This is a genomic window from Chryseobacterium paludis (assembly GCF_025403485.1).
Lineage (GTDB): Bacteria > Bacteroidota > Bacteroidia > Flavobacteriales > Weeksellaceae > Chryseobacterium > Chryseobacterium paludis.
Window position 1 is genome coordinate 2,840,625 of the sequence record NZ_CP099966.1, and the last position, 24,690, is coordinate 2,865,314.

The window sequence follows — 24,690 nt, forward strand, 5'->3', positions numbered from 1 at the left end:
AAATTCTGAACTGATCAAAATTCAACACTCAAAATTTAAAATTATTCCTCTAGTCTTACATCAAGTCCAAGTCCTTGTAACTCGTGAAGTAATACATTGAATGATTCCGGAATACCTGGTTCAGGCATAGATTCACCTTTTGCAATTGCTTCATAAGTTTTTGCTCTACCAATCACGTCATCTGACTTCACAGTCAAGATTTCTCTCAAGATATTTGATGCTCCGAATGCTTCAAGAGCCCAAACCTCCATCTCTCCAAATCTCTGACCCCCGAATTGAGCTTTACCTCCTAACGGCTGCTGAGTAATTAATGAGTAAGGACCAATAGAACGTGCGTGCATCTTGTCATCTACCATGTGTCCTAGTTTCAACATATAGATTACCCCTACTGTTGCAGGCTGAGTAAATCTTTCTCCAGTACCACCATCATAAAGGTGAGTGTTACCAAATTTAGGAAGACTTGCCTTTTCAGTATATTCAGTAATCTGATCAAGAGTTGCTCCATCGAAGATTGGTGTAGCGAACGTCATTCCTAATTTCTGACCAGCCCATCCAAGAACTGTTTCATAAATCTGTCCGATGTTCATACGAGAAGGTACCCCAAGTGGATTCAATACGATATCTACTGGTGTTCCATCTTCTAAGAATGGCATATCTTCTTCACGAACGATTCTCGAAACGATACCTTTGTTACCGTGACGTCCTGCCATTTTATCTCCTACATTCAGTTTACGTTTTTTAGCAATATAAACCTTAGCTAACTTCATGATACCTGCTGGAAGCTCATCTCCGATAGAAATTGCAAATTTCTCACGGTTTTTAACCCCTTGGATATCGTTGAACTTGATTTTATAATTATGAATTAATTGTTTGATCAATTCATTTTTATCATTATCAACAGTCCAATCTGCACCGCTAACGTTAACGTAATCTTCAACTGAAGTCAATAATTTATGAGTAAATTTCACTCCTTTTCCGATAATTTCCTCGTCAAGGTCATTAGTAACCCCTTGAGAAGTTTTACCGCTTACAAGTGTATTTAATTTTTCAATTAAAGTATTTCTCAACTCATCAAACTTAGCCTTGTAAGTGTTTTCAATTTCTTCAAGTTTAAGTTTTTCTTCAGTTCTTTTCTTTTTATCTTTAATATTTCTAGAGAACAATTTCTTGTTGATAACAACACCTCTTAATGAAGAATCTGCTTTTAATGAAGCATCTTTTACATCACCAGCTTTGTCACCGAAAATCGCTCTAAGAAGTTTTTCTTCAGGAGTTGGGTCAGATTCACCTTTAGGTGTGATCTTACCGATCATAATATCACCAGGCTTCACTTCAGCACCAATTCTGATCATCCCGTTTTCATCAAGATCTTTAGTTGCTTCTTCTGAAACGTTTGGAATATCTGCTGTCAATTCTTCCATACCTAATTTGGTATCACGAACTTCAAGAGAATATTCATCCACGTGGATCGAAGTAAACCAGTCTTCACGAACTACTTTTTCATTGATTACGATCGCATCCTCAAAGTTATATCCTTTCCAAGGCATGAACGCAACCACTAAGTTTCTACCAAGAGCCAATTCTCCGTTTTCAGTAGCATAACCATCACAAAGTACCTGTCCTTTTTCTACAGTTTCACCAATTCTTACGTTTGGTCTCAATGTAATAGTTGTACTCTGGTTGGTTTTTCTAAACTTAGTCAGTTTATATGTTTTCGTAGCAGATTCGAATGATACTAAATCTTCGTCATCGCTTCTTTCATATTTAATAGTAATTTGATCAGCATCTACATACTCTACAGTACCATTACCTTCAGCATTGATCAAAATTCTAGAATCTTTCGCAACTTGTTGTTCCAGACCCGTACCCACGATTGGAGCTTGTGGCTTCAATAGAGGAACTGCCTGACGCATCATGTTTGATCCCATCAATGCACGGTTCGCATCATCATGTTCCAAGAATGGAATTAATGAAGCTGAAATACCAGAGATCTGGTTTGGTGCAACATCGATAAGATTAACTTCAGATGGCTCAACTACCGGATAATCTCCATCTAGTCTCGCAATAATTCTTTCAGTTAAGAATTCACCATTATCATTCAATTCAACGTTTGCTTGAGCAATAACTTTATCTTCTTCGTCTTCTGCATTCAGATAAATAGGAGCAGCATCAAGATCGATCTTACTGTTCTCTACTTTTCTATATGGAGTTTCGATGAAACCTAAGTTGTTAATTTTAGCATAGATACCTAAAGAAGAGATCAAACCAATGTTTGGTCCTTCTGGAGTTTCAATCGGACAAATTCTTCCATAGTGAGTATGGTGAACGTCACGAACCTCGAAACCTGCTCTTTCTCTTGATAAACCACCAGGTCCTAGGGCAGAAAGTCTACGCTTGTGCGTGATCTCTGACAATGGGTTGGTTTGGTCCATGAACTGAGAAAGCTGGTTGGTACCAAAGAATGAGTTAATAACTGATGTTAAAGTCTTAGCATTCACCAAATCAAGAGGAGTAAAGATCTCGTTATCTCTAACGTTCATTCTTTCCTTAATCGTTCTGGCAATTCTTGAAAGACCTACACCGAATTGTCCTGCTAACTGCTCTCCAACAGTTTTAATTCTTCTGTTAGAAAGGTGGTCAATATCATCTACCTCTGCTTTTGAATTTACCAATTCAATTAAGTGTCTTACAATAGCGATAATATCTTCTTTTGTAAGAACTTCAGTTGTTGTAGGAATATTAAGACCTAATTTTTTGTTCAATCTGTAACGTCCTACTTCTCCTAATGAGTATCTCTGCTCAGAGAAGAATAATTTTTCAATAATTCCTCTAGCTGTTTCCTCATCTGGTGGATCTGCATTTCTTAACTGACGGTAAATATATTCTACTGCTTCTTTTTCAGAGTTAGTAGGGTCTTTCTGTAATGTATTCTGGATGATAGAGAATTCATTGCTGTTTTCTTTGTGGATCAAGATAGATTTCACACCAGCATCAAGAATAAGATCTAAATGCTCTTTTTCAAGAACAGTTTCTCTATCCAGGATAATTTCATTTCTTTCGATAGAAACAACCTCACCAGTGTCTTCATCTACGAAATCTTCGAACCAAGTGTTCAATACTCTCGCAGCTAATGTTCTTCCCTCCACTTTTTTAAGAGCAGCTTTAGAAACTTTCACTTCTTCCGCAAGGTCGAAGATCTGAAGGATATCTTTATCAGATTCAAATCCGATAGCTCTTAATAAAGTAGTTAATGGTAACTTCTTCTTACGGTCAATATACGCATACATTACGCTATTGATATCCGTAGTAAATTCCATCCAAGATCCTTTGAAAGGGATAATTCTTGAATAGTAAAGTTTAGTTCCGTTTGCGTGGTAAGTTTGCCCGAAGAATACACCAGGTGAACGGTGTAACTGCGTAACGATAACTCTCTCAGCACCATTGATGATGAAAGAACCACTAGGTGTCATATAAGGAACCGGACCTAAATATACGTCCTGAACTACTGTTTGGAAATCCTCGTGCTCAGGGTCTGTACAATACAACTTAAGTCTTGCTTTAAGAGGAACGGAATACGTTAAACCTCTTTCTACACACTCGTCGATTGAATAACGTGGAGAATCTACCAGATAATCTAAGAATTCCAATACGAATTGGTTTCTTGAATCTGTAATTGGGAAATTTTCCTGGAAAGTCTTATGCAGACCTTCTTTTTTCCTGTCTTCAGGAAGGGTATCAAGCTGGAAAAACTCTTTAAAAGACTCTAATTGGATATCCAAGAAGTCAGGAGTAATAATTTTTCCTTTCGCTGATGAGAAATTAATTCTCTGATTTCCCCTAGTTGTTACTGTTGTTTTACTCATAAAACTTTTAAGAAGGGTTAAAAAATATTTTGATTTATAAAAAAATATCAGGAACAGAAGAAAGAAAATAGAGAAAAGATAAAAGACTTCAAATGTTTGGCGCTATTAGAAATAGTCTTTATTCTTTTTTCTTTATTCTAAGAATCTGATTCCTAACTGCAACACTGGTATATCTTTTCACAGCGTAATGCAAAATATTCTTAATACTTTTGAGGCAGAAATTTCGTAACACCTATAAACATAAAATCCCCTTCATCATTATGAAAGAGTTGATTTATAATATTTTATAGATTTACAAACAATTATTAGCGCCAAAAGAGGAGCAAAGGTACAAAAAGTTATCCACATTCACAAGATTTATTATGTAATGTATTAACGTAAAATGTATTAATGATTTCCAGGATGTGAATTAATTTTAATAAAACCTTTAACGATGCTGCTAAAAGCATTCTCAAACTTAAAATTAATACTGGAAATATATCTAAAAAGAATCAATAAAAAAAGCCCGAACAAATGTCCGGGCTTATATTTGTAAGATAAATTGAATTATTTTACTTCTACTTCAGCACCAGCTTCTTCAAGTTGCTTCTTAAGAGCTTCAGCTTCGTCTTTAGAGATACCAGTTTTGATTGCAGCAGGAGCTCCATCTACGATATCTTTAGCTTCTTTAAGACCAGCACCAGTTAAATCTTTTACCAATTTAACGATAGCCAATTTAGATGCACCTGCAGCCTTAAGAATTACATCGAATTCAGTCTTTTCTTCAGCAGCTTCTCCACCACCTGCAGCAACTACTACAGCAGCAGCAGCTGGCTCAATTCCGTACTCATCCTTAAGGATAGTAGCTAATTCATTTACGTCTTTTACTGTTAAGTTTACTAGCGTTTCAGCTAAATTTTTTAAATCTGACATTGTTGTAATGTTTTTTGTTGATTATTTTATTTAATTTTTTGAGTCTAATTATTCAGCACTTGGAGTTTCTTCCGTGCTTTCTGCTGCAGGAGCTTCTGGAGCTGCTTCAGCAGGAGTTTCTTCAACAGCAGGTGCAGCAGCTACTTCTTCAGCTTTCGCTTCTACTGTTTCAGGTTTGTTTTGAAGAGCAGAAACAACTCTTTGAATTGGAGATTGAAGTAATCCGATGATTTCACCAATCATTTCTTCTCTAGACTTGATGTTAGCAAGTGCAGTTAAGTTTTCGTCTCCAACATAGAAAGTTTCCTGAAGGTAAGCAGATTTTAAAGCCGGCTTATCTTCTTTCTTTCTGAATCCCTGGATTAATTTTGCTGGACCGTTTGCAGTTTCTCCAACCATTAATGCAGTATTCCCTTTAAAAGTCTGGAACATTTCAGAGTAATCTACTCCTTCAATCTGCTCCATTGCTTTTTGTAAAAGTGTGTTTTTTACCACTTTTACTTTGATGTTTTGTTTGAAAGCCTGTCTTCTGAATTCTGAAGACTTAGCAGCGTTCAACCCATCTAGATCTGCTACGTATACTACTTTTGCATCCTGAAGCAAGTCTTTGATCTCTTGTATTGCTACAACTTTTTGGTCTTTTGTCATTGTCTTAAGGATTTATATTAGTTAACAGATTTAGTATCAATTGCAATACCCGGGCTCATTGTAGAGGATAAATAAATACTCTTCACATAAGTTCCTTTAGCAGCAGTTGGTTTCATTTTAACCAATGTCTGGATTAATTCCTGAGCATTTTCTCTTAATTGAGCAGCATCAAAAGATACTTTACCAATACCTGCATGGATAATACCATATTTATCTACTTTGAAATCAATTTTACCTGATTTCACTTCAGTTACAGCTTTTCCTATTTCCATAGTTACTGTTCCTGATTTAGGGTTAGGCATCAAACCTCTTGGTCCTAATATTCTACCTAAAGGTCCTAATTTACCCATAACAGCTGGCATAGTAACGATAACGTCAACATCAGTCCAACCATCTTTTATTTTTTGTAAATATTCGTCAAGACCTACATAATCAGCACCAGCTTCTTTAGCTTCAGCTTCTTTATCTGGAGTTACAAGAGCTAATACTTTAACATCTTTACCAGTTCCATGAGGAAGAGATACTACACCTCTTACCATTTGGTTTGCTTTTCTTGGATCTACACCCAATCTAACAGCGATATCTACAGAAGCATCAAATTTTGCAGTGTTCACTTCTTTTACAAGAGCTGAACCTTCTTCAAGATTATATACTCTTCCTTTTTCTACTTTGCTTAAAGCTTCCTTTTGCTTTTTTGTTAATTTTGCCATTTCTCTAAGTTTTAAGCGTTAGCTGGTTTAGTTCCTGTTACTCTCAATCCCATAGATCTAGCAGTACCTGCAACCATAGAAAGAGCAGAGTCCAATGTAAAACAGTTAAGGTCTACCATTTTATCTTCTGCGATTTTCTTTACTTGATCCCAAGATACAGAACCTACTTTGTTTCTGTTTGGTTCTCCGGAACCTCCTTTAATTTTTGCAGCATCCATTAACTGAATTGCAGCTGGAGGAGTTTTAATTACGAATTCAAAAGATTTGTCTTCGTATACAGTAATTACTACTGGCAAAACTTGACCAGGCTTATCCTGAGTTCTTCCGTTAAATTGTTTACAAAACTCCATGATGTTTACACCGGCAGAACCTAATGCAGGACCTACTGGTGGAGACGGGTTTGCAGCCCCTCCCTTCACCTGAAGCTTTACCATTTTAAAGACTTTTTTAGCCATTTTCTTTTTTTTTAATTGAATAATTAATGAGTTTGGAAGCATTTATTATTCAGCAGGTTACCGCACTCACATATAGTAAACCTACTTTTCGGACTGCAAAATTATAAAATATTTTTGAAATAGCAAATGGAATTGATTGATTTTTAGAAAGTTTTTAATATTTTTTACAAACAAGTGTACTCAACCTTCCCGATAAATTTTGCTATAAAAGAAAAAAAGCCATATCCTATTATTGGTATATGGCTTTTTATATGGTTTATCTTTTTATTTAAAACCCAGACGGTTTATTAATCGTCTCCGTAGATCCATCTTTACCACCAAGATCAGTATTGATGTCATTTATATTCTGCTTGGTGATCAATCGCTTATATACCATCAGATAAAATTCCACTGTAAAGTCGTTGTACACTCTTGATGGTCTGGCCGAAGTAAAGGCAATTAATTTACTATTTGTAAATCCTGCTTTTAAATGCCATGTCCCGTTACTTTTAAATGCAATTACATTAGGAGATCCTTGTGCATTATCATCAATTCCGTTATCTCCATAATCAAGAGCGACACTCGTACTCCCGTCATTTAATTTAAAAGAGTAATTATGTACAGTTACCAAAAAGTCATTTGCATTTATTTTGGTATCGTAATCTGTAATTCCAGAAGCAGAAACCCCAGTAAGTGATAATTTGATATAATTGAATAATCCACTGGTTTCCAAATTCGGATCGTATATCTGTAATGAGTTTTGAGAAGTCGCTAAAAAGTGTCCTCCTGTTGTGGTTGGTTCGCCTGGATTTCTCATATATAAAGAATTCGTAAGAGAATTACCATTAACATCCAGTGTTTCAGTAGGAGTTGTAGTTTTAATACCTACATTTCCTGTTTGAGCCTGTAGGATCATCCCCATACAAGCCATAATGATGATATAAATTTTTTCTTTCATAATTTTTGTTATTGAAGTCCTACGGGTGTATTTGTGGATACTCCTGAATATCCAGGAGATGCTGAAGAAGAAACTGAGCCAGTAAAAGTTCCCCAATCCTTAATCAATGATCTTTCATAAACATTCAAAGTAAGGGTCCAGGTTCCATTTTTTGATCCTACAGTTCCCGCTCCTTTAAAAGCCAGGTTAATACCATGATAAGTTTTTCCTCCGCTGGTAACCTGGGTTATCTCAGTTGAGTAGGCACCATATGATTTAGGAGTAGTAGAAGTATTTGATGCTGAAACCGCATCAGTAAATACGGCACCGGTAATTGCTACTACATATTTATTAACCTCTAATCCAGTGTTCAAATTAATAACTTCATCCAGTTTAACGTTTTTCAAAACCACATTATATGCATTGACCGGAGCTACATCTCTTAGAGAAATGTCAAGCATCTTAACTTTACCTACAGGAGTAGTATCCTTTGATCTTGTAAGCAGAAAATAGTTTCCTGTTGCTGGCGAATTCGTTGTATCTATAATATAGGATTCTACTAGTGTACCACCAACCACATCTAAAGTTCCCTGTGGTGTATTTGTATTAATTCCTAGTTGGGCCTTAACGCCACAGAACGCATAAGCCATAAAAAATAGTATGGTAATTTTTTTCATTATGTGAATGTTTTTTATTGAATTAAAGGAGATGCAGCTACACCAGTAGTGGAAGTGGCCATCGCTTGTGTTTTATTGATTTCTTTTGCATAGGCCCTATCAAAAACTAGTAAGTTAAGTGTCCATACCCCAGCTGGTAAATTTGCTGCTGGAGCGAAACCCTGGTAGTCAGCCTTCACCTTCCAGGTGCCTGCATTATAATAAGCATATATTTGAGGTACTGGTGTAATCCAATCTGGACTATTCGTTCTTATTGGCTGAGTAAATCCGAAAGAAGAAATGACAACAAGAAATTTATCCGAGTTAATTTTTGTGTCATACTGATTAACCCAATCTTTATCTGTCGGGTCACAGGTGATCTTATATTGGATAATATTAATAGGTGCAGGAGAATTGGGTACAAAGGTGTCATTATACGCTGTAATTTTGTTTTCCGGTGCGGGAGACTTAATGATAAAGGTATAATTTTCATTAGAACCCAATTTTTCGATTGGATCTTTAAAAACCATTCCAGAAGTTTTCATTGTCCCGTTTACAGATAATTCTTTTTCAGGCGTTTTTGTATTGATCCCTACTTTACCAGTAACCTGAGCATTCATCAGTGCAATAGTACTTGTACAAAGTACTATCGAAATAATTTTTGTCATTGAAGTATGTGTTTATGTTTGTGTTTAAATTCCTGACAAAGAATTCTAAAGAAACAGTTAATTAAACCAGTGTATAAGTTTAAAAATCAGAATAATAGAACTCATTTGTGTTTTTCGAAAGTATAGTTTACAAGAAGTGTGCCATAGATAAAAAATATTTTTTATCTAAATATTTAGTTTTAATTAAATTACTAATAAGACATTACTATTAAAGCGTATAAAATAAATAAAAAGTTTTAAAATAAAAACATCTTAGCATTAAAATACTATGATGAATCTGACTTAAAATAAAAAAACCACTCAGATGAGTGGTTTTATATTATTGAGAGTATTTTTATACTTTTTCTACTTGCATATAGCTTAACTCCATTGGAGTCTTTCTACCGAAGATTAAAACAGAAACTTCAATTTTCTTTTTATCTTCAAGAATTTTTTCAATTGTTCCATTGAATCCGTTAAATGGACCATCGATCACTTTAACATTCTCTCCTACTACATATGGAATTTCAAGATCAGTAGCAAATTCTGATAACTCATCCATTCTTCCAAGCATTCTGTTAACCTCAGATTTTCTCATTGGAACCGGATCACCTCCTTTGGTTAAGCTTAAGAAAGATATAACTCCTGGAATATTCTTAATAACGTGAGGAATCTCTCCCATTAAATCTGCTTCAACCATTAAGTAACCAGGATAGTAAGGTCTTTCTTTAGGAACTTTTTTACCATTCCTTAATTGAATAACTTTTTCCATAGGAATAACCACCTGAGTAACGTACTGCTCAAACCCTAAACGTTTGATTTCTGTCTCAATATAGTTTTTCACTTTATTTTCCTGTCCGCTGATTGCTTTCAGCACATACCATTTCAATTCGCTCATTATGGGAAAATACTTTTTTAGTTGAACACATTAATTAGCATTCCTATTATGTTGCTAATTGCTTTTGAAAACAATTCGTCAACTCCAAAGGTAAATAACGCCAGAATAACTGTTGCAATAGTTACTACAATTGTAGATGATTGCAGATCAGCCCATTTTGGCCATTCAACTTTATGTCTGAATTCGTTATAAGAACCTTTTAAAAAATCGATAAATGAACTCATAATTATTATTTGCACGGGCACAAGGATTCGAACCCTGATCAACGGTTTTGGAGACCGGTATCCTACCATTGGACGATGCCCGTAGAAAAAGCTTCCGTAAAGAAATTCCTTACGGAAGCTTTATTTATTTTAAGATATTAATCTAAGATTTCAGTAACCTGACCAGAACCTACTGTTCTACCTCCTTCTCTGATCGCAAATCTAAGACCTACGTTAAGAGCGATTGGTTGAAGTAATTCTACAGTGATCTCTAAGTTATCACCAGGCATTACCATTTCTACACCTTGTGGTAAGAAGATCTCACCTGTAACGTCAGTAGTTCTTACATAGAACTGAGGACGGTATTTGTTGTGGAATGGAGTGTGACGTCCACCTTCTTCTTTAGAAAGGATATAAACAGATGCTTTGAATTTTTTGTGTGGCTTCACAGAATCTTTCTTAGCGATAACCATACCTCTCTTGATGTCAGTTTTTTCAATACCTCTCAACAATAGACCTACGTTGTCACCAGCTTCACCTCTGTCTAGGATTTTTCTGAACATCTCAACTCCTGTAATTGTAGAAGTTAATTTTTCATCACCCATACCTACGATATCAACTGGATCTCCAGTATTAATAACACCTGCCTCTATTCTACCAGTTGCTACAGTACCTCTACCTGTAATAGAGAATACATCTTCAATAGGCATCAAGAATGGCTTATCCATATCTCTTGTTGGTTGCTCGATCCAAGTATCAACAGCATCCATTAATTCTTCTACGCTTTTGAACCACTTATCTTCTGTGTTAACAGGAGTTGCAGTAGCTGCAGTAAGTGCACCTAGTGCAGAACCTTGAATTACAGGAGAGTTATCTCCGTCAAAATCATAAGTAGATAATAAGTCTCTAAGCTCCATTTCAACAAGCTCTAATAACTCAGCATCGTCTACCATGTCAACTTTGTTCATGAAAACAACAATTCTAGGTACGTTTACCTGACGACAAAGTAAGATATGTTCTCTTGTCTGAGGCATTGGTCCATCTGTTGCAGCACATACTACGATTGCTCCATCCATCTGAGCAGCACCAGTTACCATGTTTTTAACATAGTCGGCGTGACCTGGACAGTCAACGTGAGCATAGTGTCTATTTTCAGTTTCGTACTCAATGTGAGCAGTATTGATAGTGATCCCTCTTTCTTTTTCTTCTGGAGCAGAGTCAATCGCAGAGAAGTCTTTTTTCTCAGCAAGACCCTTGCTAGCTAATACAGCAGAAATAGCAGCTGTAAGAGTAGTTTTACCATGGTCAACGTGACCAATAGTACCAATGTTCAAGTGTGGTTTGTTACGATTAAACGTTTCCTTTGCCATGATTTAAATTATTTATTTATTGTTTATTCAAATTTTCGGTGTGCAAATATAATGAATTTTTAAATACTAAAATCTTTTTTCCTAAAAAATTTTAATATTCAAATCCAAAGAATTACAAACCTTATATACTTCGATGTATTGAAGTGCAAATTTACACAAATTTCTCGATAGAAAAAATCATTGGAAATCTTTTCATTAAAATCTAAACTATCTGATTAATTCTGAATATTATAGAGAATTGAAAATTGTTCATTCATATAAAAAAGTACTAGAAAAAACGACATTAATTTTGACATATACCAAGTAGAAAATCAACAAAATAGCTTTATTTCCTCTTTAGATAATTTGCAACTTATTTCTTTTAATAAAACAAAAGCCTGTCAACAATTATTGATAGGCTTTAATTAATATATTTAACTTAAGATAAAGGTAAATTCCTATTAAAATTTTAGATAAGAATTATTTCATCACATTGAATCGCTGGTTTATGTCAAGCTATCAAGCATATTTTCTAAATGATCTGATAAGAAGGTAAATTCCAAACAGGAAAGCTCCCCCTAATATAATTAAGGATGAAGCATAAATAGAATCAAACAATTCAAAGAATTTATTCAGGATATAACTTACACCATTAAAATCAAAAACTACAATAAGTAGCAGATATAAAGCAACAAAAGCAATACCCCAAAGTTTATATCTAGGTTGAAATACTGTTTTCAACAGCCTTTTTAATTTTGCTTTAAAATTTAATGGCACCAATTGTGAGGGAATAAAAAGTGCATAAAAACCTATTGAATAGGTAAATGATATATTAAACATCAGCAGCACATTTAAATGAAAAAACAATGTAACCAATATCATCAACCTAAAGAATTTAGGTTTCAAAAATGCCACCAGAAAAATAGTTTCAAAAAACACGGTACAATAGTCTAAAAATTCCCAAAAAAATTGAGAGTTGATTTTATCATAGGTATCTGACATAAGATCATCCCATCCAATACCATATCTGTATTGATAAAAAAACACCTGAGTACTTTGTATATCAGTATTAAGCCAACCTCCTAAAATTTTTGCAAGACCTGCTGTAAAAATTCCAAATCCAAGAAGCATACTTAATAAAAACATAGGCCATGATTTAGAAAGTATATCAGTTTCTCTTTTGGGCTCCGGAAAAAAACTATAGGTCGTATTCCAGGGCGAAAAAGCCATAATTATTATAGGGAGAGCATAAACAAAAGTGTGATTTATTTTTCCAAAAGAAAAGGCATAATTACTGCTCACAATATAGACCACCATATATAGTATTGCAAATATCCTGGGCTTCAACCCTATTAAAATCAATAAAAGACATAAATACATACTGTAATAGCATCCAATAAAAAACCATTCCGGAGGTACATTATCTGTAAATGATAAAATACTTATTGGTGGATGCATTGCACTATTGGGAATACTATATACCCAGCTATCGTTTGATATTCCCATCCATAATAAATATAAAGAAAAAAATATCCTATAGAAAGCCAAAAACTCATCACTCGGATTGTAGCTTGTGAACGGCAGTTTTTTTATTTTTTCAATCATTGTGCTCATTAAAACTTGAAATTAATCAGTGTGTCCCTGGTTACCCTATTCGTTAATTGTTTAGTCGTTATATCAAAATCTTTATTCTCATTAGTGACTAATATCTGAGCTACCTCTTTGTTTGGGAAGTTTTCTCTAAGCTTTTTTACAACAAAAGCTTTGCTTTCCTCTAAATTGATTTTCTTAATATTTCTATTGAGAATAGACTTTTTTAGTATATACAATCTTTTTTTGTAGGGCGGTAAGGAATTGACCCTTGCATCAAGTATGGGATATTCTGTGGGAAAAAGAAGATTTTTAATGAGCGTAATTTGTATCGTTCGCGGGATTTTATTTCCTAAATAATCGTTTTGCGCTACAATTGTATCAGTTTTGTCTTTAAAATAAACTTTGGTAGTCGTTTTAGTAAATACAATATATTTTTCTTCTTTAATAGGTAACGAAGCAAATCCAGGAAAATTAAATGAGGGATAGGTTTCTTCTAAACTTATTTTAAAAAACAATTGCAGGGGTAATAGTATACAAAAGCCTACAAATACGAATAATACGGTATTCTTATAACGTTTCATGTGAGGGATTTCTTGTGTTTTTAGTGGGAAACGGTTTACTTGTGCGCAAATATACTTTATTTTTTAAACTCATTATCATGAAATAAATGATTCCGATAAAAGAATTAAAGTTCTACCTATAATAAATAAAATAAAAAGATAAGTTCGGAATAAACCTATCCCCAACTTATCTTTTTATTTTAAAAATCGATCAACTATATATGTTCCGATTTTTTCGTTCTGTTAAAAATCCAGAAAATAATTGGGAAAATAAGCAATGTAAGTACTGTCGCAGTTATGAGTCCCCCAATAATAACAATTGCCAATGGCTTTTGAGATTCGGAACCTATACCTGTAGAAAGTGCAGCAGGCAAAAGACCAATGGAGGCCATTAAGGCAGTCATAATTACCGGTCTGGTTCTGGATTTCACCCCAGTAAATATTGCCTCATCCAGGTTTAATCCATTTTTAATATTCTGATGAAACTCTGTAATTAGAATTACCCCATTTTGGATACAGATTCCTAAAAGTGCGATCATTCCTACTCCTGCTGATATCCCAAAATTCATTCTCGTAACATGAAGAGCAATTATACCTCCAATCAGTGCGAATGGAACGTTCGCTAAAACTAATAGAGAATCTTTTATATTTCCAAATAGTATAAACAATAAAAAGAAGATCATCAGAATACTTACCGGGACCACCTGTGCCAATCGATGTGATGCTCTTTGTTGATTTTCAAACTGACCGGTCCATCCAATTGAATAGCCATCGGGAAGTTCAATCTTGGAAACTTTTTTCTGAGCATCAGCAATTGTGCCCCCCAGGTCACGATCACGTATTGAAAATTTCACACCGATGTAACGTTTAATATCATCCCTATAAATAAAGGCGGCACCATTATCTTTTACAATATTGCTTATTTCTTTTAAAGGTATTTTCGCCCCATCCTGAGTGGGAACCATCAATGCCGCAATATCATTTTCGTCTTTTCTATATTCCTGAGAATAACGAAGTCTTATTGGAAATTTCCGTTCACCATCAAACATTTCTGAGGCAGTTTTACCACCAAAAGCCATTTCCAGAACCGCCTGTGCATCAGCCGGCATTACTCCATAGGCTGCCATTTTATCTCTATCAAGCACCACACTAACCTCTGGCTGACCAATATTTTTAATGATTCCGGGATCTTTAACCCCATCCACATTTTTTATTTCTTTTAAGACCTCCGCTGCTAAACGATCTAAAGTCTGCAGGTTATCCCCATAAATTTTGATTCCGTTTTCAGCCTTAAATCCGGCTACCGCTTCCGCAACATTATCAGAAATTGGCTGCGAATAATTAAAAGTAATTCCTTGATAATTTCTTAGCTTTCCATCGATCTCTTGGATCAGTTCATCATAAGAAATCTTTCGCTTCCAATCTTCCCGTGGTTTCAGATTGACGGCAAACTGTACAAATCCAAATCCATTAGGATCTGTTCCATCATTACTACGTCCTGTCTGTGCCAATACGTCGGTAACTTCAGAAAAGCTCATAATGTCTTTTTTTAGGAGATCTGCAGTTTTTAAAGATTCTTTCAGTGAAGAACTCATCGGCATTTCTGCAGTGATCCATAATGACCCTTCATTAAGCTGGGGTAAAAATTCAGTTCCTAAGAATTTTCCCGAAAATAATGTAGCGACTAAGAAAGAAATAGAAACAATTAAACTTAATTTTTTATTTTTAAAAGTATAGCTGAATCCTTTTTCAACAATCCTATCCCAGAAATTTACAAATGGATTATTCTTTTCTCTTACATTTTTATTTAATAGAATATGAGAAAGAACGGGTACTAATGTCAAAGTAAATATTAATGCCCCCATCAAAGCAAATCCTAGCGTAAAAGCCAAAGGTGAAAACATTTTACCTTCAACTTTCTGGAATGAGAAAATTGGGATTAAAGAAGTAATGATAATTAATTTAGAAAAGAATATTGCTTTTCCTAAACCTGTTCCGGTTTGTTTTATCCACCCACCTTTTGCAAGCTTATTGAATTTTTCCATTCCATATTTTTTGGCTTTATGGTCAAGCATAACAAAGATACCTTCCACCATGACGACGGCTCCATCGATAATAATTCCGAAATCGACAGCTCCCAATGAAAGCAAATTAGCACTCATACCCGCCAGCTTCAGACATAGGAATGCAAACAATAAGGATAAAGGAATAATAATAGAAACTATTAATGTCGTTCTCCAGTCTGCCATGAATATTAAAACCATGACAGTTACCAGTACAATGCCTTCAAGTAAATTATGCATTACGGTTTCTGTCGTAAAATCCATCAGGTTATCACGATCATAAAAAGTAACCATTTTCACATCCTTTGGAAGGATTTTTTCATTCAGCTCCTTGATCTTGGCCTTAACACCTACCAATACCTCGCGGGGATTCTCTCCTTTCCTCATTACCACAATCCCTTCCACCGTATCTTCATGGTTGTTTAGCCCCGCCTGCCCTACTCTTGGCATAGAGCTCTCGTGAACATTGGCAACATTTTTTACCAATACAGGATTTCCACTTTCATTCTCAATGGTAATATTTCCAATATCTCCGATAGATTTTACCAAGCCAATACCTCTTACCACATAAGCCTGACCGTTCTTCTCTATCACATCTCCACCTACATTCAGATTACTTTTTGTAACAGCATCATACACCTGAAGTGGTGTCAGATTATATTTATCCAAAGCTCTCGGATCAATGCTCAGTTCGAAAACTTTATCCTGGCCTCCGAAGACATTGATATCTGCTACACCCGGCACTCCTCTCAATGCTCTGTCTACTACCCAGTTTTGTAGTGTTAATAATTCCCGTGAATCTTTCGTTTTACTCTCTAAAGTATATCTGAAAATTTCACCTGTTGGTCCGTAGGGTGGTTGTACTTCGGGATCTACCTCATCAGGAAGGCTTATAGTTCTTAGTTGGTTATTCACCTGATTTCTGGCAAAAGTATCGTCCACCCCATCATCGAACAGAATTTTAACAATAGAAAGACCAAACATAGTGGTACTTCTTACACTTGTTTTTTTCTGAACCGGACTCATTGCTAATTCTATTGGTGTGGTAACAAAGCGTTCTACTTCTTCTGCGCTTCGTCCGTTCCACTGGGTAATAATTACAATCTGGGTATTGGTAACATCAGGAAAAGCTTCAATAGGCATATTTTTGAAACTTATAAACCCAGCAACAGCCAATATTGCTACCCAAATAAAGGTAAATGCTTTATTTTTAAGTGAAAAAGAAATTATATTTTTAATGAATTTATTCATAGTATTTTAAATTGATGACCTAGAAAAGTCGTTTAAAAAAAGACTTTGATTTAGTTGTTAAGAGAACGATAAATCAACAATTGATTTTCAGTAATGACTTGTTCTCCATCCACTAACCCATCAGATATATAAGTGGTATCTCCCACCTGTTTTAAAACCTTGACTTCTTTAACTTTTAAATTAGTTCTGGATTTAAAAACAACAACAAAGCTTCTGTTATCATCGAAAATTACCGCTTTGGAAGGGACAGTTAATGCCATATTATTTTCTGAAGTAGAAACTTTTATGGTAGCCTTACTATCTGGGATCAGCAATCCGTTTGCATTATCTAAAACAACTCTGGCTTGCATCGCATTGGTTTGAGGATCAATAATTTTGAATATCTTATCAATCTTTCCGTAGAATATTTTATCAGGATAAGAAAGTGTAGAAACCTCAGCTTTCATTCCAAGACTAATTTTATCAATGTCAGATTCATTAACGTTCATAATAGCCCAAACATTAGTGGTATTGGCAACATCAAAAATATTGTCACTTCTATCTGTTCTCAACTGCATATCCTTATTGATATTCTTCTGAACAATAAATCCACTGATGGGAGCTAAGACACTATAAATATTTCCTCTCTTTACATTATAAACCGTGCTTATTGCACTTGCTCTCTGCATTTGGTCCTGTGCTTTTTGCAATTGACTTTTAGCTTCAAGGACATCTCTTTCTGTATTTAGTTTGCCTTCATACATTTCTTTGGCAACACGAACATTATTTTGAGCAACTACCAAATCTGTTTTAGCATCGCTTACATCCTTTTGTACTTCAGCAAGCTCCGTACTTCTGATGGTTGCCAGAACCTGACCTTTTGTTACATGGTCTCCAAGTTCAACATTTACACTCAAAACATTTCCTCCTACTAAAGGATAAACATCTATATAGCTGTTTTGATCTGCAGATATTTTTCCGTAAAAATTATAATTGTCTGCGATATATTTTTTTTCAACTTTTGCTAAAGCGATGGATTTAAGCATTGTATTGCTTAGTTCAAATCCTTTTGGTTCTACAACTTTCGTTTCTTCCTTCTTAGAGCAAGATAATGATGCAATGGCCACAAATAAAGCAATTATATATTTTTTCATTTTTTTAATAGAAGATTTTAGTTTGTACTAATTGATTAAGCTGTTCAGCCGATTGGATGATATCATTTTTCATGTCATATATCTGAAGAGCCGTTTGTCTGTAGCTTTCCATAAAGTCAGTAAATTCAATAAGACTTACATTTCCGCTTCTGAAATTTTTAAGCATCCCATTATATACAAGATCAAGATTATTAAGATCTGTCGCTTTTATTTCGGCTAACTGATCATATTGGCTTTTCCAGGTTCTGTATGAAGCCTGTACTTTTGTTTCAAGATCCAGTTTTTGGTAATCAGCATTTTTCTGATTCTGCTGAATAGCATAATTTGCTTTTTCAACATTTCCCTGATTACTTTTCCATAAAGGCAATGGAATACCTACCATCAAATTAATTTCATTTTTGAAAGTCCCTCCATTCTGATCCCAGCCTGCTCCTACATTAAGGTCGGGAACATTTAAAGACTTCTGCCATTGGGCAAATAATTTACTATTATCAATCAATTTTATGTTGTATTGATAGTCTGCATTATTTTCCAATGCCTTTTTCTTTAATTCCTCCTCATCACCAAAAGGCTGTGTGGCAAGAATTTCCTTAGCCTCAGAATCCGACAGCTGCGGTTCTATATCTTCTGTAATTCCTGTTAGGACTTTTAGATTTTGCTCTACTGTGAGAATATTTTTATTGATCTCTACCTTATCATTGTTCAGCTGAATAACGATACTTTGTAATCTTACCTCGTCTTTAAGTGATACATTTCCTTTTGCAGACTGTACTTTGTAAGCACTCAGAAGCTCTTTCATGTATCCCAACTGCTTGTTGGTGTTTTCCAGTTTTAATTTTTCAAAGTAAAGATTGTAGTAAGTGGTGTGTAATTGTGTTTTAAGATCAACTAAAAGTTGAGAAAATTGAAATTGTGCCAGTTCCTTATTCGATTTCGCAAAAGCAATCTCATTCTTTTTCTTTCCACCCATGTAGATCAGCTGAGTTACCTGTGCCCCTTTAGCGTTTCCAACATCAAATACTTTTTTCTTTTCAGGATTATAAGCATTGATTTGTCCACTTAGTTGCGGCAGTTCCCAGATCTTGGCCTGTAAAATATCAGCATCCGCCATATTGATATTATACTGTTGGGCGAGAAGTTGAAGATTATTCGTCTGGAAAGCATTTTCACAATCCAGGAGTGACATTTTCTGTTGTGCTGTCATGAATGAGGAAATGACAACAAACAGTCCTGCAATTTTGTTCATTCTTTCAATTTTATGATACAAAAGTGCTAAGACACGATTAAAACGAACTTAAATGAGGCTTAAAAAAAAATTAAATTTTAGTTTTTGAAGGTAACACTAAACTTGTTTACGTTTTCTAATGGTGAAGAATAAATGATATCAGCTCCGTGGTATTCTAAAATTCTTTTTACAATACGAAGTCCTAATCCGGAGCCGGAAATATGCTGGGAATTGTGTCCCCGCATAAATGCCTCAAATAGTTTTGACTGCTCATCCTCTGAAATAGTATTTCCATGAGAAATAACATCCACAATCAGTTTTGAAGTAGTTTCTGTAATAAGAACATCCACTTCAGTATTATCTGAATATACCGCTGCATTTTTGAACAGGTTGATAAACACGATATCTAGCAATGATTGTATTCCTTTAATGGTTAATAGTGCTTGTTCTGAAGTTTCTTCAGAAATTAAAAAATCCATTTTCAGATCCGGATAACTTTTTTCTACGGTTTCAAAGGAACTGAATATAACTTCATCAATTCGTACTTCCTCATACAAACTCTGAATATTCTCTTTGTCAAATTTGGTAAGAAGCAGCAAGGAATTGGTCAGATCAGACAACTGATATACATCTTTCTGAATCTGTTTTAATGAAGATAGTGTCTCAGGAGAATGTTTTTCAAATTTAATCAGATTCTCCAACTGGAATGCCATCCTTGTGATGGGGGTTCTTATTTCGTGCGAAGCGCTCGCTGTGAAATCTTTTTGAGATTGAAATACGTCATTTAGCCTTACAATCATCGTATTGAATGACTGTGCCAGAATGCTAATCTCGTCTTGAGATTCTTGTACGGGAATTTGTGTAGTCAGTTTGTGGGCTGTAACTTCGGATATTTCTTGATTCAATTCTTCTAATGGACGAAGAAACTGTCCCATAAAATAGTAACTGAAAAGACCAATCAAAAGTGTACTCATCACATAGGCAGTGATAAGTAGATATTTTAAATAGTTCAACTTTGATTTCCCATTGCTGTCAAAAGCGCTGGTGAGAATATAGTAATTTTCTCCACGGATGTTTTTTAATGCTGCATATATTTCAGGAACTGTCTTTTCTGTATAGATCATTTTTTTCTGATCCAGCTCCTTTAATAAAGCGGCGTCCCAGGTGACATTCCGATCTTTTATGGTACTGTAGATCAACTCCTTTTCCGCATTAAAGATCAGGATCTTTTCATTAAGAAGGATATTATCCGAATTTTCATTAAAAAAAATGGGTGCTTCCCTTTCAAAATCTTTAGATTCTGAGATAAAATGAGATGTAAATTCTAACCTCTGTCTGAATCTCTCTTTAAATTCATCTCTTCTAAAATCATTAAAAGACATGTATATTATAACCATCACAATACCGAAAAGTAATGAGAAGGCAATACTTAAATTTAAAGCGATCTTCCTTTTTAACGACATTTATAGTGGGCTTAAGTAATATCCAAATCCCGATCGGGTATGAATAAGTTTAACTTTAAAGTCTTTATCTATTTTCTTTCTTAAAAAATTGATGTATACCTCTACGGTATTCGTATTGGTATTAAAATTATGCTCCCAAACATGTTCTGTGATCTGTTGCTTGGAAACCGTCCTTCCCTGCGCTTCGGCCAGATAGGCCAATAATTGAAATTCTTTCAAAGTAAGGGTAATTTCATTTCCGGCTCTGAAAACTTTTTGCTCTGTTTTATTAATGATAAGATCATCAATCCGTACAATTTCCTGATCTGAAGTATCTACAGGCATTTTTCTTCTCAACAGAGAATTTACACGTAAAAGCAATTCTTCAAACTGAAAAGGCTTTACAAGATAATCATCCGCAAGTCTTGTGAAGGCATCTTTTTTATCAGAAAGATCTCCGTACGCCGAAATAATGATAATGGGTGTATTTTTATCAAAAGAACGAATCGTCTGGCAGACATCCAACCCGTTTATCTTGGGAACATTAATATCAAGAAGATATAAATCGTAAGAATTGTTTTTTATCTGGCGAAGGAAAGTTTCACCGTCATAAATTTTATCACAGGTAAAATGATTTGATTCCAAAAATTTACAAAGTTCAGCTGAGAGAATAAGATCGTCTTCTAATAAAAGTATATTCATCAAAAAATATTTATACGAATTTAACGAAAATTTTTATGATTGTTGATTAAAATCATCAACAGATGATTTATATGTTTCTTTGAATTTAATTTATTTCCAAAAAAAAATCCCGAAAGAATCCGGGATTATTACGAGAGCCAACTACGGGACTTGAACCCGTGACCTCTTCCTTACCAAGGAAGCACTCTACCGCTGAGCTAAGTCGGCATTAAGCAAAAAAATCACACTAAAAGCGTGATTTTCTTTGAGCGGAAGACGGGGGTCGAACCCGCGACATTCAGCTTGGAAGGCTGACGCTCTACCAACTGAGCTACTTCCGCAATTTTGTTTCCAAAACTATTGGTAAACGCTGTGCAAATCTATAAAAAAGCTTTTAAATTTGCAAGTCTTTTTTCTAATATAAAATGTGGGAAGAGCAGGATTCGAACCTGCGAAGCCGAAGCAACTGAGTTACAGTCAGTCCCATTTAGCCACTCTGGAATCTTCCCTCATGTTTTATATTAAATTGAGCCTCCAGAGGGATTCGAACCCACGACCCCGAGATTACAAATCACGTGCTCTGGCCAACTGAGCTATGGAGGCAATTTAAACTTTCTGAAGCTTTTCGAAGACTCTATCTTAAGCTGTATCAGGTTTAAAAAAAATCACGCCTTATGGTGTGATTTTACTGAGCGGAAGACGGGGGTCGAACCCGCGACATTCAGCTTGGAAGGCTGACGCTCTACCAACTGAGCTACTTCCGCAATTTTGTTTCCAAAACTATTGGTAAACGCTGTGCAAATCTATAAAAAAGCTTTTAAACTTGCAAGTTTTATTTTCAATATAAACAGTGGGAAGAGCAGGATTCGAACCTGCGAAGCCGAAGCAACTGAGTTACAGTCAGTCCCATTTAGCCACTCTGGAATCTTCCCTAGTTTATATTAAATGAGCCTCCAGAGGGATTCGAACCCACGACCCCGAGATTACAAATCACGTGCTCTGGCCAGCTGAGCTATGGAGGCATATTTTAAAAAGAATTCAAAAGATCACTGTTCCCTTTTTGCGAGTGCAAATATAGAACGGATTTTTTGAATTCTCAAATTTTTCGTTAACTTTTTTAAAAGTTTTTTCTATGCGGTTTCTTTTTTCTTGATTAATAGCTTCTTAGCAGTATCAACACATAGATCCAAACTCTCTTCAAAACTTACACTTGTCTTTTTTACTACGATATCGTCTCCTGGTACGGCCAAAATAATCTCGGTCGTTTTATTCGATTTATCCGAATTATTTTCAACTTTCAGGAATATTTTACATTCATGAATTTTGTCATAAAAGGTTTCAAGTTTGCTTACTTTTTTTTCGATGTGTGATTCTAATGGTTCGTGTGGAGTTAAACCAATTGATTGTACTGTGATCTTCATAATTCTTCTTTTTTAGACGCTCTTGGATGAGCCTGATTAAACACTTTTTTCAATTGTTCAATATTAGCATTTGTATAGACCTGCGTACTTGCAAGACTGGAATGACCTAATATTTTTTTTACTTTAGAAATCTCTGCCCCATTATCTAAAACGTGTGTAGCAAAGCTATGTCTCAGAATGTGAGGACTTCTTTTTTGCTTTGAAGTTATAAGACTAAGGTACTTATTTACGACTACATAAACAAACTTTTCCGACAGTTTTTTACCCTTCTTATTGACGAAAAAATAGGATTTATATTCTTCATCAGGTTTTCTTAATTCTAAATAACTTCGAAGTAAATGTGTTAAATCTTCAGCTATGGGAACATATCTTTCTTTATTCCCTTTACCTATAATTTTCAACTCATTTCCATCTAGGTTTACATTCTCAAATATCAAGCCACAAAGCTCCGCTTTACGAATACCTGTCTGATATAAAACCTCTATGATACAATGGTCTAAAACATCATGCCCATCTTCAAAAAATGCATTATCAAGCACTTGCATTTCTTCCTGAGAAATAGGAATCTGTTTTTCGGCGTAAAATTTAAGTGAAGAAATACTTTCTGTGGGTGAAACTTTAATTTCACCAATCTTTAAAAGAAAAAGATAAAAGCTGCGAAGTGAGGAAAGTTTTCTGTTGATACTTCTCTTGGAGATATTATTTTCGCTTAACGCAACTATAAAATTCCGGATTACTTTTTTATCAGCTTTGGAAATATCTTCAGAAGATTCTGTTTTAAGGAAGAAATAAGAAAAATCTTCAAGATCTTTTCTATAACTTGTAATAGTATGAGGTGAATACCTCTTTTCGAACTCTAAATATTCTAAATACTTATTCAGCATCACGTCTGGAGTGAACATAAAAAATTCACTCCTCAAATATAAGTATTTAAGAAGTGAATTTAGTATTTGTTTAAGAAAAATTTCTTAAGCCTGCTCTTCTTTGCTAAGTGCTCTTTGCTTGTAAGCAGCTTTTAACTTAGATTGTCTCAAAGTTACAGAAGGCTTGATAAACGCTTGTCTTGATCTCAATTGACGAACTGTACCCGTTTTATCAAATTTTCTTTTATATTTTTTTAATGCTCTGTCGATGGATTCACCATCTTTTACTGGAATTATTAACATATATTACATCTCATTTTGGATTGCAAAACTAGGACTTTTTTTCTTAATGTGCAAAATTACTCTCAAATTATTTTACATTTTTTATACGAAAACCAATTGTAACACCACTCAAACCTTGATTTTCTTAAAAACAGTAAATTGGAACATTGCTTTAAAACCTCCCAAACAGAGATCATTCAAAGGCATCGTTAAAAAACCGTTCATATTTGAACAAAAATCCTTACTTTTGCATTCACTTTAACATGGGGTTGACTGGTTTCGACAGCAAGACCAATGGGTAAGTAAGCATGCAGAGAACCGTAGCGCGATCTCTTAAATCCCTTGCTACAAAATTTTAACTGGCAACGAAGAGTTCGCTCTTGCAGCTTAATATCGAAGTTTAGTAGATTCAAGCGCTTTCCCGAAGATTTCAGTAGGGAAGCAAGATGTCTCACAAATGCTCTGTTTTGCGGCGTTTGATCCTGAGATATAGGAATGCAAAAATAAGGTTTTAGATACTTTGGCTAAAACTCGAAAACCTCAGAAGATAAGCTGGAAGTTGGGTGTCTGCTCTCTGCCTCCAGTCGAAAACCAATAGTAGAATAAGCATGTAGAAATCTTATGTATTGCTTGTTTGGACGAGGGTTCGAATCCCTCCAACTCCACTAAAGATACAGCTCCTCGTAAACATTGATTTACGAGGAGTTTTTGTTTCAAAAGACAGAAACAAGTGCAATATCCCGCTAAAAATTACTGATCATAACAAGGTCAACTGCCTTAAATTAATATTTTCAACATATAAATATTATTGAGGATTTTATTTTAAAATAACCCAAAAAAGGCAGTTTCTAATAAAAAAAATCATAATAATATGTTTTTATTATAATAATTATGCAAATTTAATTACTTTTATAGCTAT

At 34.8% G+C, this 24,690-nt stretch carries 21 protein-coding genes, 8 tRNA genes and 1 other RNA gene; 1 reads left to right on the plus strand and 29 read right to left on the minus strand.

Annotated elements, in window-relative coordinates; translation table 11 throughout:
• Positions 1–41 precede the first annotated feature (41 nt).
• The 29 genes from rpoB to rpsU all read right to left on the minus strand — a co-directional run bounded on the left by rpoB (position 42) and on the right by rpsU (position 23,792).
• On the minus strand, positions 42–3,863 hold the full coding sequence (gene rpoB, locus NG806_RS12870) for a DNA-directed RNA polymerase subunit beta (RefSeq protein ID WP_214827789.1): 3,822 nt from the start codon (positions 3,861–3,863) through the stop codon (positions 42–44).
• 546 nt (positions 3,864–4,409) lie between these two features.
• Positions 4,410–4,775 (minus strand): 50S ribosomal protein L7/L12, encoded by a 366-nt coding sequence (gene rplL / locus NG806_RS12875; RefSeq protein WP_034710359.1) that lies wholly within the window; start codon positions 4,773–4,775, stop codon positions 4,410–4,412.
• Positions 4,776–4,823: 48 nt separating this feature from the next.
• Positions 4,824–5,423 carry a 50S ribosomal protein L10 gene (gene rplJ / locus NG806_RS12880; protein ID WP_214827786.1) on the minus strand — a complete coding sequence of 200 codons (600 nt, stop codon included), beginning with the start codon at positions 5,421–5,423 and terminating at the stop codon, positions 4,824–4,826.
• Positions 5,424–5,440: 17 nt separating this feature from the next.
• Positions 5,441–6,133, minus strand: coding sequence for a 50S ribosomal protein L1 (gene rplA / locus NG806_RS12885; RefSeq protein ID WP_214827784.1), 693 nt, complete (start codon positions 6,131–6,133; stop codon positions 5,441–5,443).
• Between the two features lie 11 nt (positions 6,134–6,144).
• On the minus strand, positions 6,145–6,588 hold the full coding sequence (gene rplK / locus NG806_RS12890) for a 50S ribosomal protein L11 (protein ID WP_214827780.1): 444 nt from the start codon (positions 6,586–6,588) through the stop codon (positions 6,145–6,147).
• A 268-nt stretch (positions 6,589–6,856) separates the two neighbouring features.
• The gene (locus NG806_RS12895) at positions 6,857–7,525 is read right to left on the minus strand and encodes a hypothetical protein (RefSeq protein WP_214827777.1); all 669 of its coding nucleotides are present in this window, start codon (positions 7,523–7,525) and stop codon (positions 6,857–6,859) included.
• An 8-nt stretch (positions 7,526–7,533) separates the two neighbouring features.
• The gene (locus NG806_RS12900; protein ID WP_214827774.1) at positions 7,534–8,181 is read right to left on the minus strand and encodes a hypothetical protein; all 648 of its coding nucleotides are present in this window, start codon (positions 8,179–8,181) and stop codon (positions 7,534–7,536) included.
• A 14-nt stretch (positions 8,182–8,195) separates the two neighbouring features.
• On the minus strand, positions 8,196–8,828 hold the full coding sequence (locus NG806_RS12905; protein ID WP_214827771.1) for a hypothetical protein: 633 nt from the start codon (positions 8,826–8,828) through the stop codon (positions 8,196–8,198).
• Positions 8,829–9,162: 334 nt separating this feature from the next.
• Positions 9,163–9,705: a transcription termination/antitermination protein NusG gene (nusG, locus tag NG806_RS12910; RefSeq protein WP_214827761.1), complete on the minus strand. Its 543-nt coding sequence runs from the start codon at positions 9,703–9,705 to the stop codon at positions 9,163–9,165.
• Positions 9,706–9,722: 17 nt separating this feature from the next.
• Positions 9,723–9,929 carry a preprotein translocase subunit SecE gene (secE, locus tag NG806_RS12915; RefSeq protein WP_172280674.1) on the minus strand — a complete coding sequence of 69 codons (207 nt, stop codon included), beginning with the start codon at positions 9,927–9,929 and terminating at the stop codon, positions 9,723–9,725.
• A 12-nt stretch (positions 9,930–9,941) separates the two neighbouring features.
• Positions 9,942–10,012 (minus strand) — tRNA-Trp (locus NG806_RS12920).
• A gap of 54 nt (positions 10,013–10,066) precedes the next feature.
• Positions 10,067–11,278 (minus strand): elongation factor Tu, encoded by a 1,212-nt coding sequence (gene tuf, locus NG806_RS12925; RefSeq protein WP_214827758.1) that lies wholly within the window; start codon positions 11,276–11,278, stop codon positions 10,067–10,069.
• Positions 11,279–11,776: 498 nt separating this feature from the next.
• Complete coding sequence (locus NG806_RS12930; RefSeq protein WP_261509947.1) at positions 11,777–12,871, minus strand: hypothetical protein; 1,095 nt, start codon at positions 12,869–12,871, stop codon at positions 11,777–11,779.
• Positions 12,871–13,431 carry a hypothetical protein gene (locus tag NG806_RS12935; protein ID WP_214827751.1) on the minus strand — a complete coding sequence of 187 codons (561 nt, stop codon included), beginning with the start codon at positions 13,429–13,431 and terminating at the stop codon, positions 12,871–12,873. The genes NG806_RS12930 and NG806_RS12935 overlap by 1 nt, the downstream gene beginning before the upstream one ends.
• Before the next feature lie 194 nt (positions 13,432–13,625).
• Positions 13,626–16,724 (minus strand): efflux RND transporter permease subunit, encoded by a 3,099-nt coding sequence (locus tag NG806_RS12940; RefSeq protein WP_214827749.1) that lies wholly within the window; start codon positions 16,722–16,724, stop codon positions 13,626–13,628.
• Positions 16,725–16,774: 50 nt separating this feature from the next.
• Positions 16,775–17,857, minus strand: coding sequence for an efflux RND transporter periplasmic adaptor subunit (locus NG806_RS12945; protein WP_214827747.1), 1,083 nt, complete (start codon positions 17,855–17,857; stop codon positions 16,775–16,777).
• Between the two features lie 4 nt (positions 17,858–17,861).
• Entirely contained in the window at positions 17,862–19,103 is a 1,242-nt protein-coding gene (locus NG806_RS12950) for a TolC family protein (RefSeq protein WP_214827745.1), read from the minus strand.
• Positions 19,104–19,180: 77 nt separating this feature from the next.
• Positions 19,181–20,545 carry an ATP-binding protein gene (locus NG806_RS12955; RefSeq protein WP_214827742.1) on the minus strand — a complete coding sequence of 455 codons (1,365 nt, stop codon included), beginning with the start codon at positions 20,543–20,545 and terminating at the stop codon, positions 19,181–19,183.
• Entirely contained in the window at positions 20,546–21,226 is a 681-nt protein-coding gene (locus NG806_RS12960; RefSeq protein ID WP_214827740.1) for a response regulator transcription factor, read from the minus strand.
• 135 nt (positions 21,227–21,361) lie between these two features.
• A tRNA-Thr gene (locus tag NG806_RS12965) sits at positions 21,362–21,433 on the minus strand.
• A gap of 40 nt (positions 21,434–21,473) precedes the next feature.
• Positions 21,474–21,546: transfer RNA gene (locus NG806_RS12970), tRNA-Gly, on the minus strand.
• Positions 21,547–21,633: 87 nt separating this feature from the next.
• Positions 21,634–21,714: transfer RNA gene (locus tag NG806_RS12975), tRNA-Tyr, on the minus strand.
• A 20-nt stretch (positions 21,715–21,734) separates the two neighbouring features.
• A tRNA-Thr gene (locus NG806_RS12980) sits at positions 21,735–21,808 on the minus strand.
• Between the two features lie 88 nt (positions 21,809–21,896).
• Positions 21,897–21,969, minus strand: a tRNA-Gly gene (locus NG806_RS12985).
• An 87-nt stretch (positions 21,970–22,056) separates the two neighbouring features.
• A tRNA-Tyr gene (locus NG806_RS12990) sits at positions 22,057–22,137 on the minus strand.
• A gap of 16 nt (positions 22,138–22,153) precedes the next feature.
• Positions 22,154–22,227, minus strand: a tRNA-Thr gene (locus NG806_RS12995).
• Positions 22,228–22,335: 108 nt separating this feature from the next.
• The gene (locus NG806_RS13000; RefSeq protein ID WP_214827737.1) at positions 22,336–22,626 is read right to left on the minus strand and encodes an HPF/RaiA family ribosome-associated protein; all 291 of its coding nucleotides are present in this window, start codon (positions 22,624–22,626) and stop codon (positions 22,336–22,338) included.
• Positions 22,623–23,510 carry a tyrosine-type recombinase/integrase gene (locus NG806_RS13005; RefSeq protein WP_261513103.1) on the minus strand — a complete coding sequence of 296 codons (888 nt, stop codon included), beginning with the start codon at positions 23,508–23,510 and terminating at the stop codon, positions 22,623–22,625. The genes NG806_RS13000 and NG806_RS13005 overlap by 4 nt, the downstream gene beginning before the upstream one ends.
• 84 nt (positions 23,511–23,594) lie before the next feature.
• Positions 23,595–23,792 (minus strand): 30S ribosomal protein S21, encoded by a 198-nt coding sequence (rpsU, locus tag NG806_RS13010; protein ID WP_045501128.1) that lies wholly within the window; start codon positions 23,790–23,792, stop codon positions 23,595–23,597.
• Between the two features lie 244 nt (positions 23,793–24,036).
• Here rpsU and ssrA point away from each other — a divergent pair.
• Positions 24,037–24,439, plus strand: a transfer-messenger RNA (tmRNA) gene (ssrA, locus tag NG806_RS13015).
• Positions 24,440–24,690: the final 251 nt, after the last annotated feature.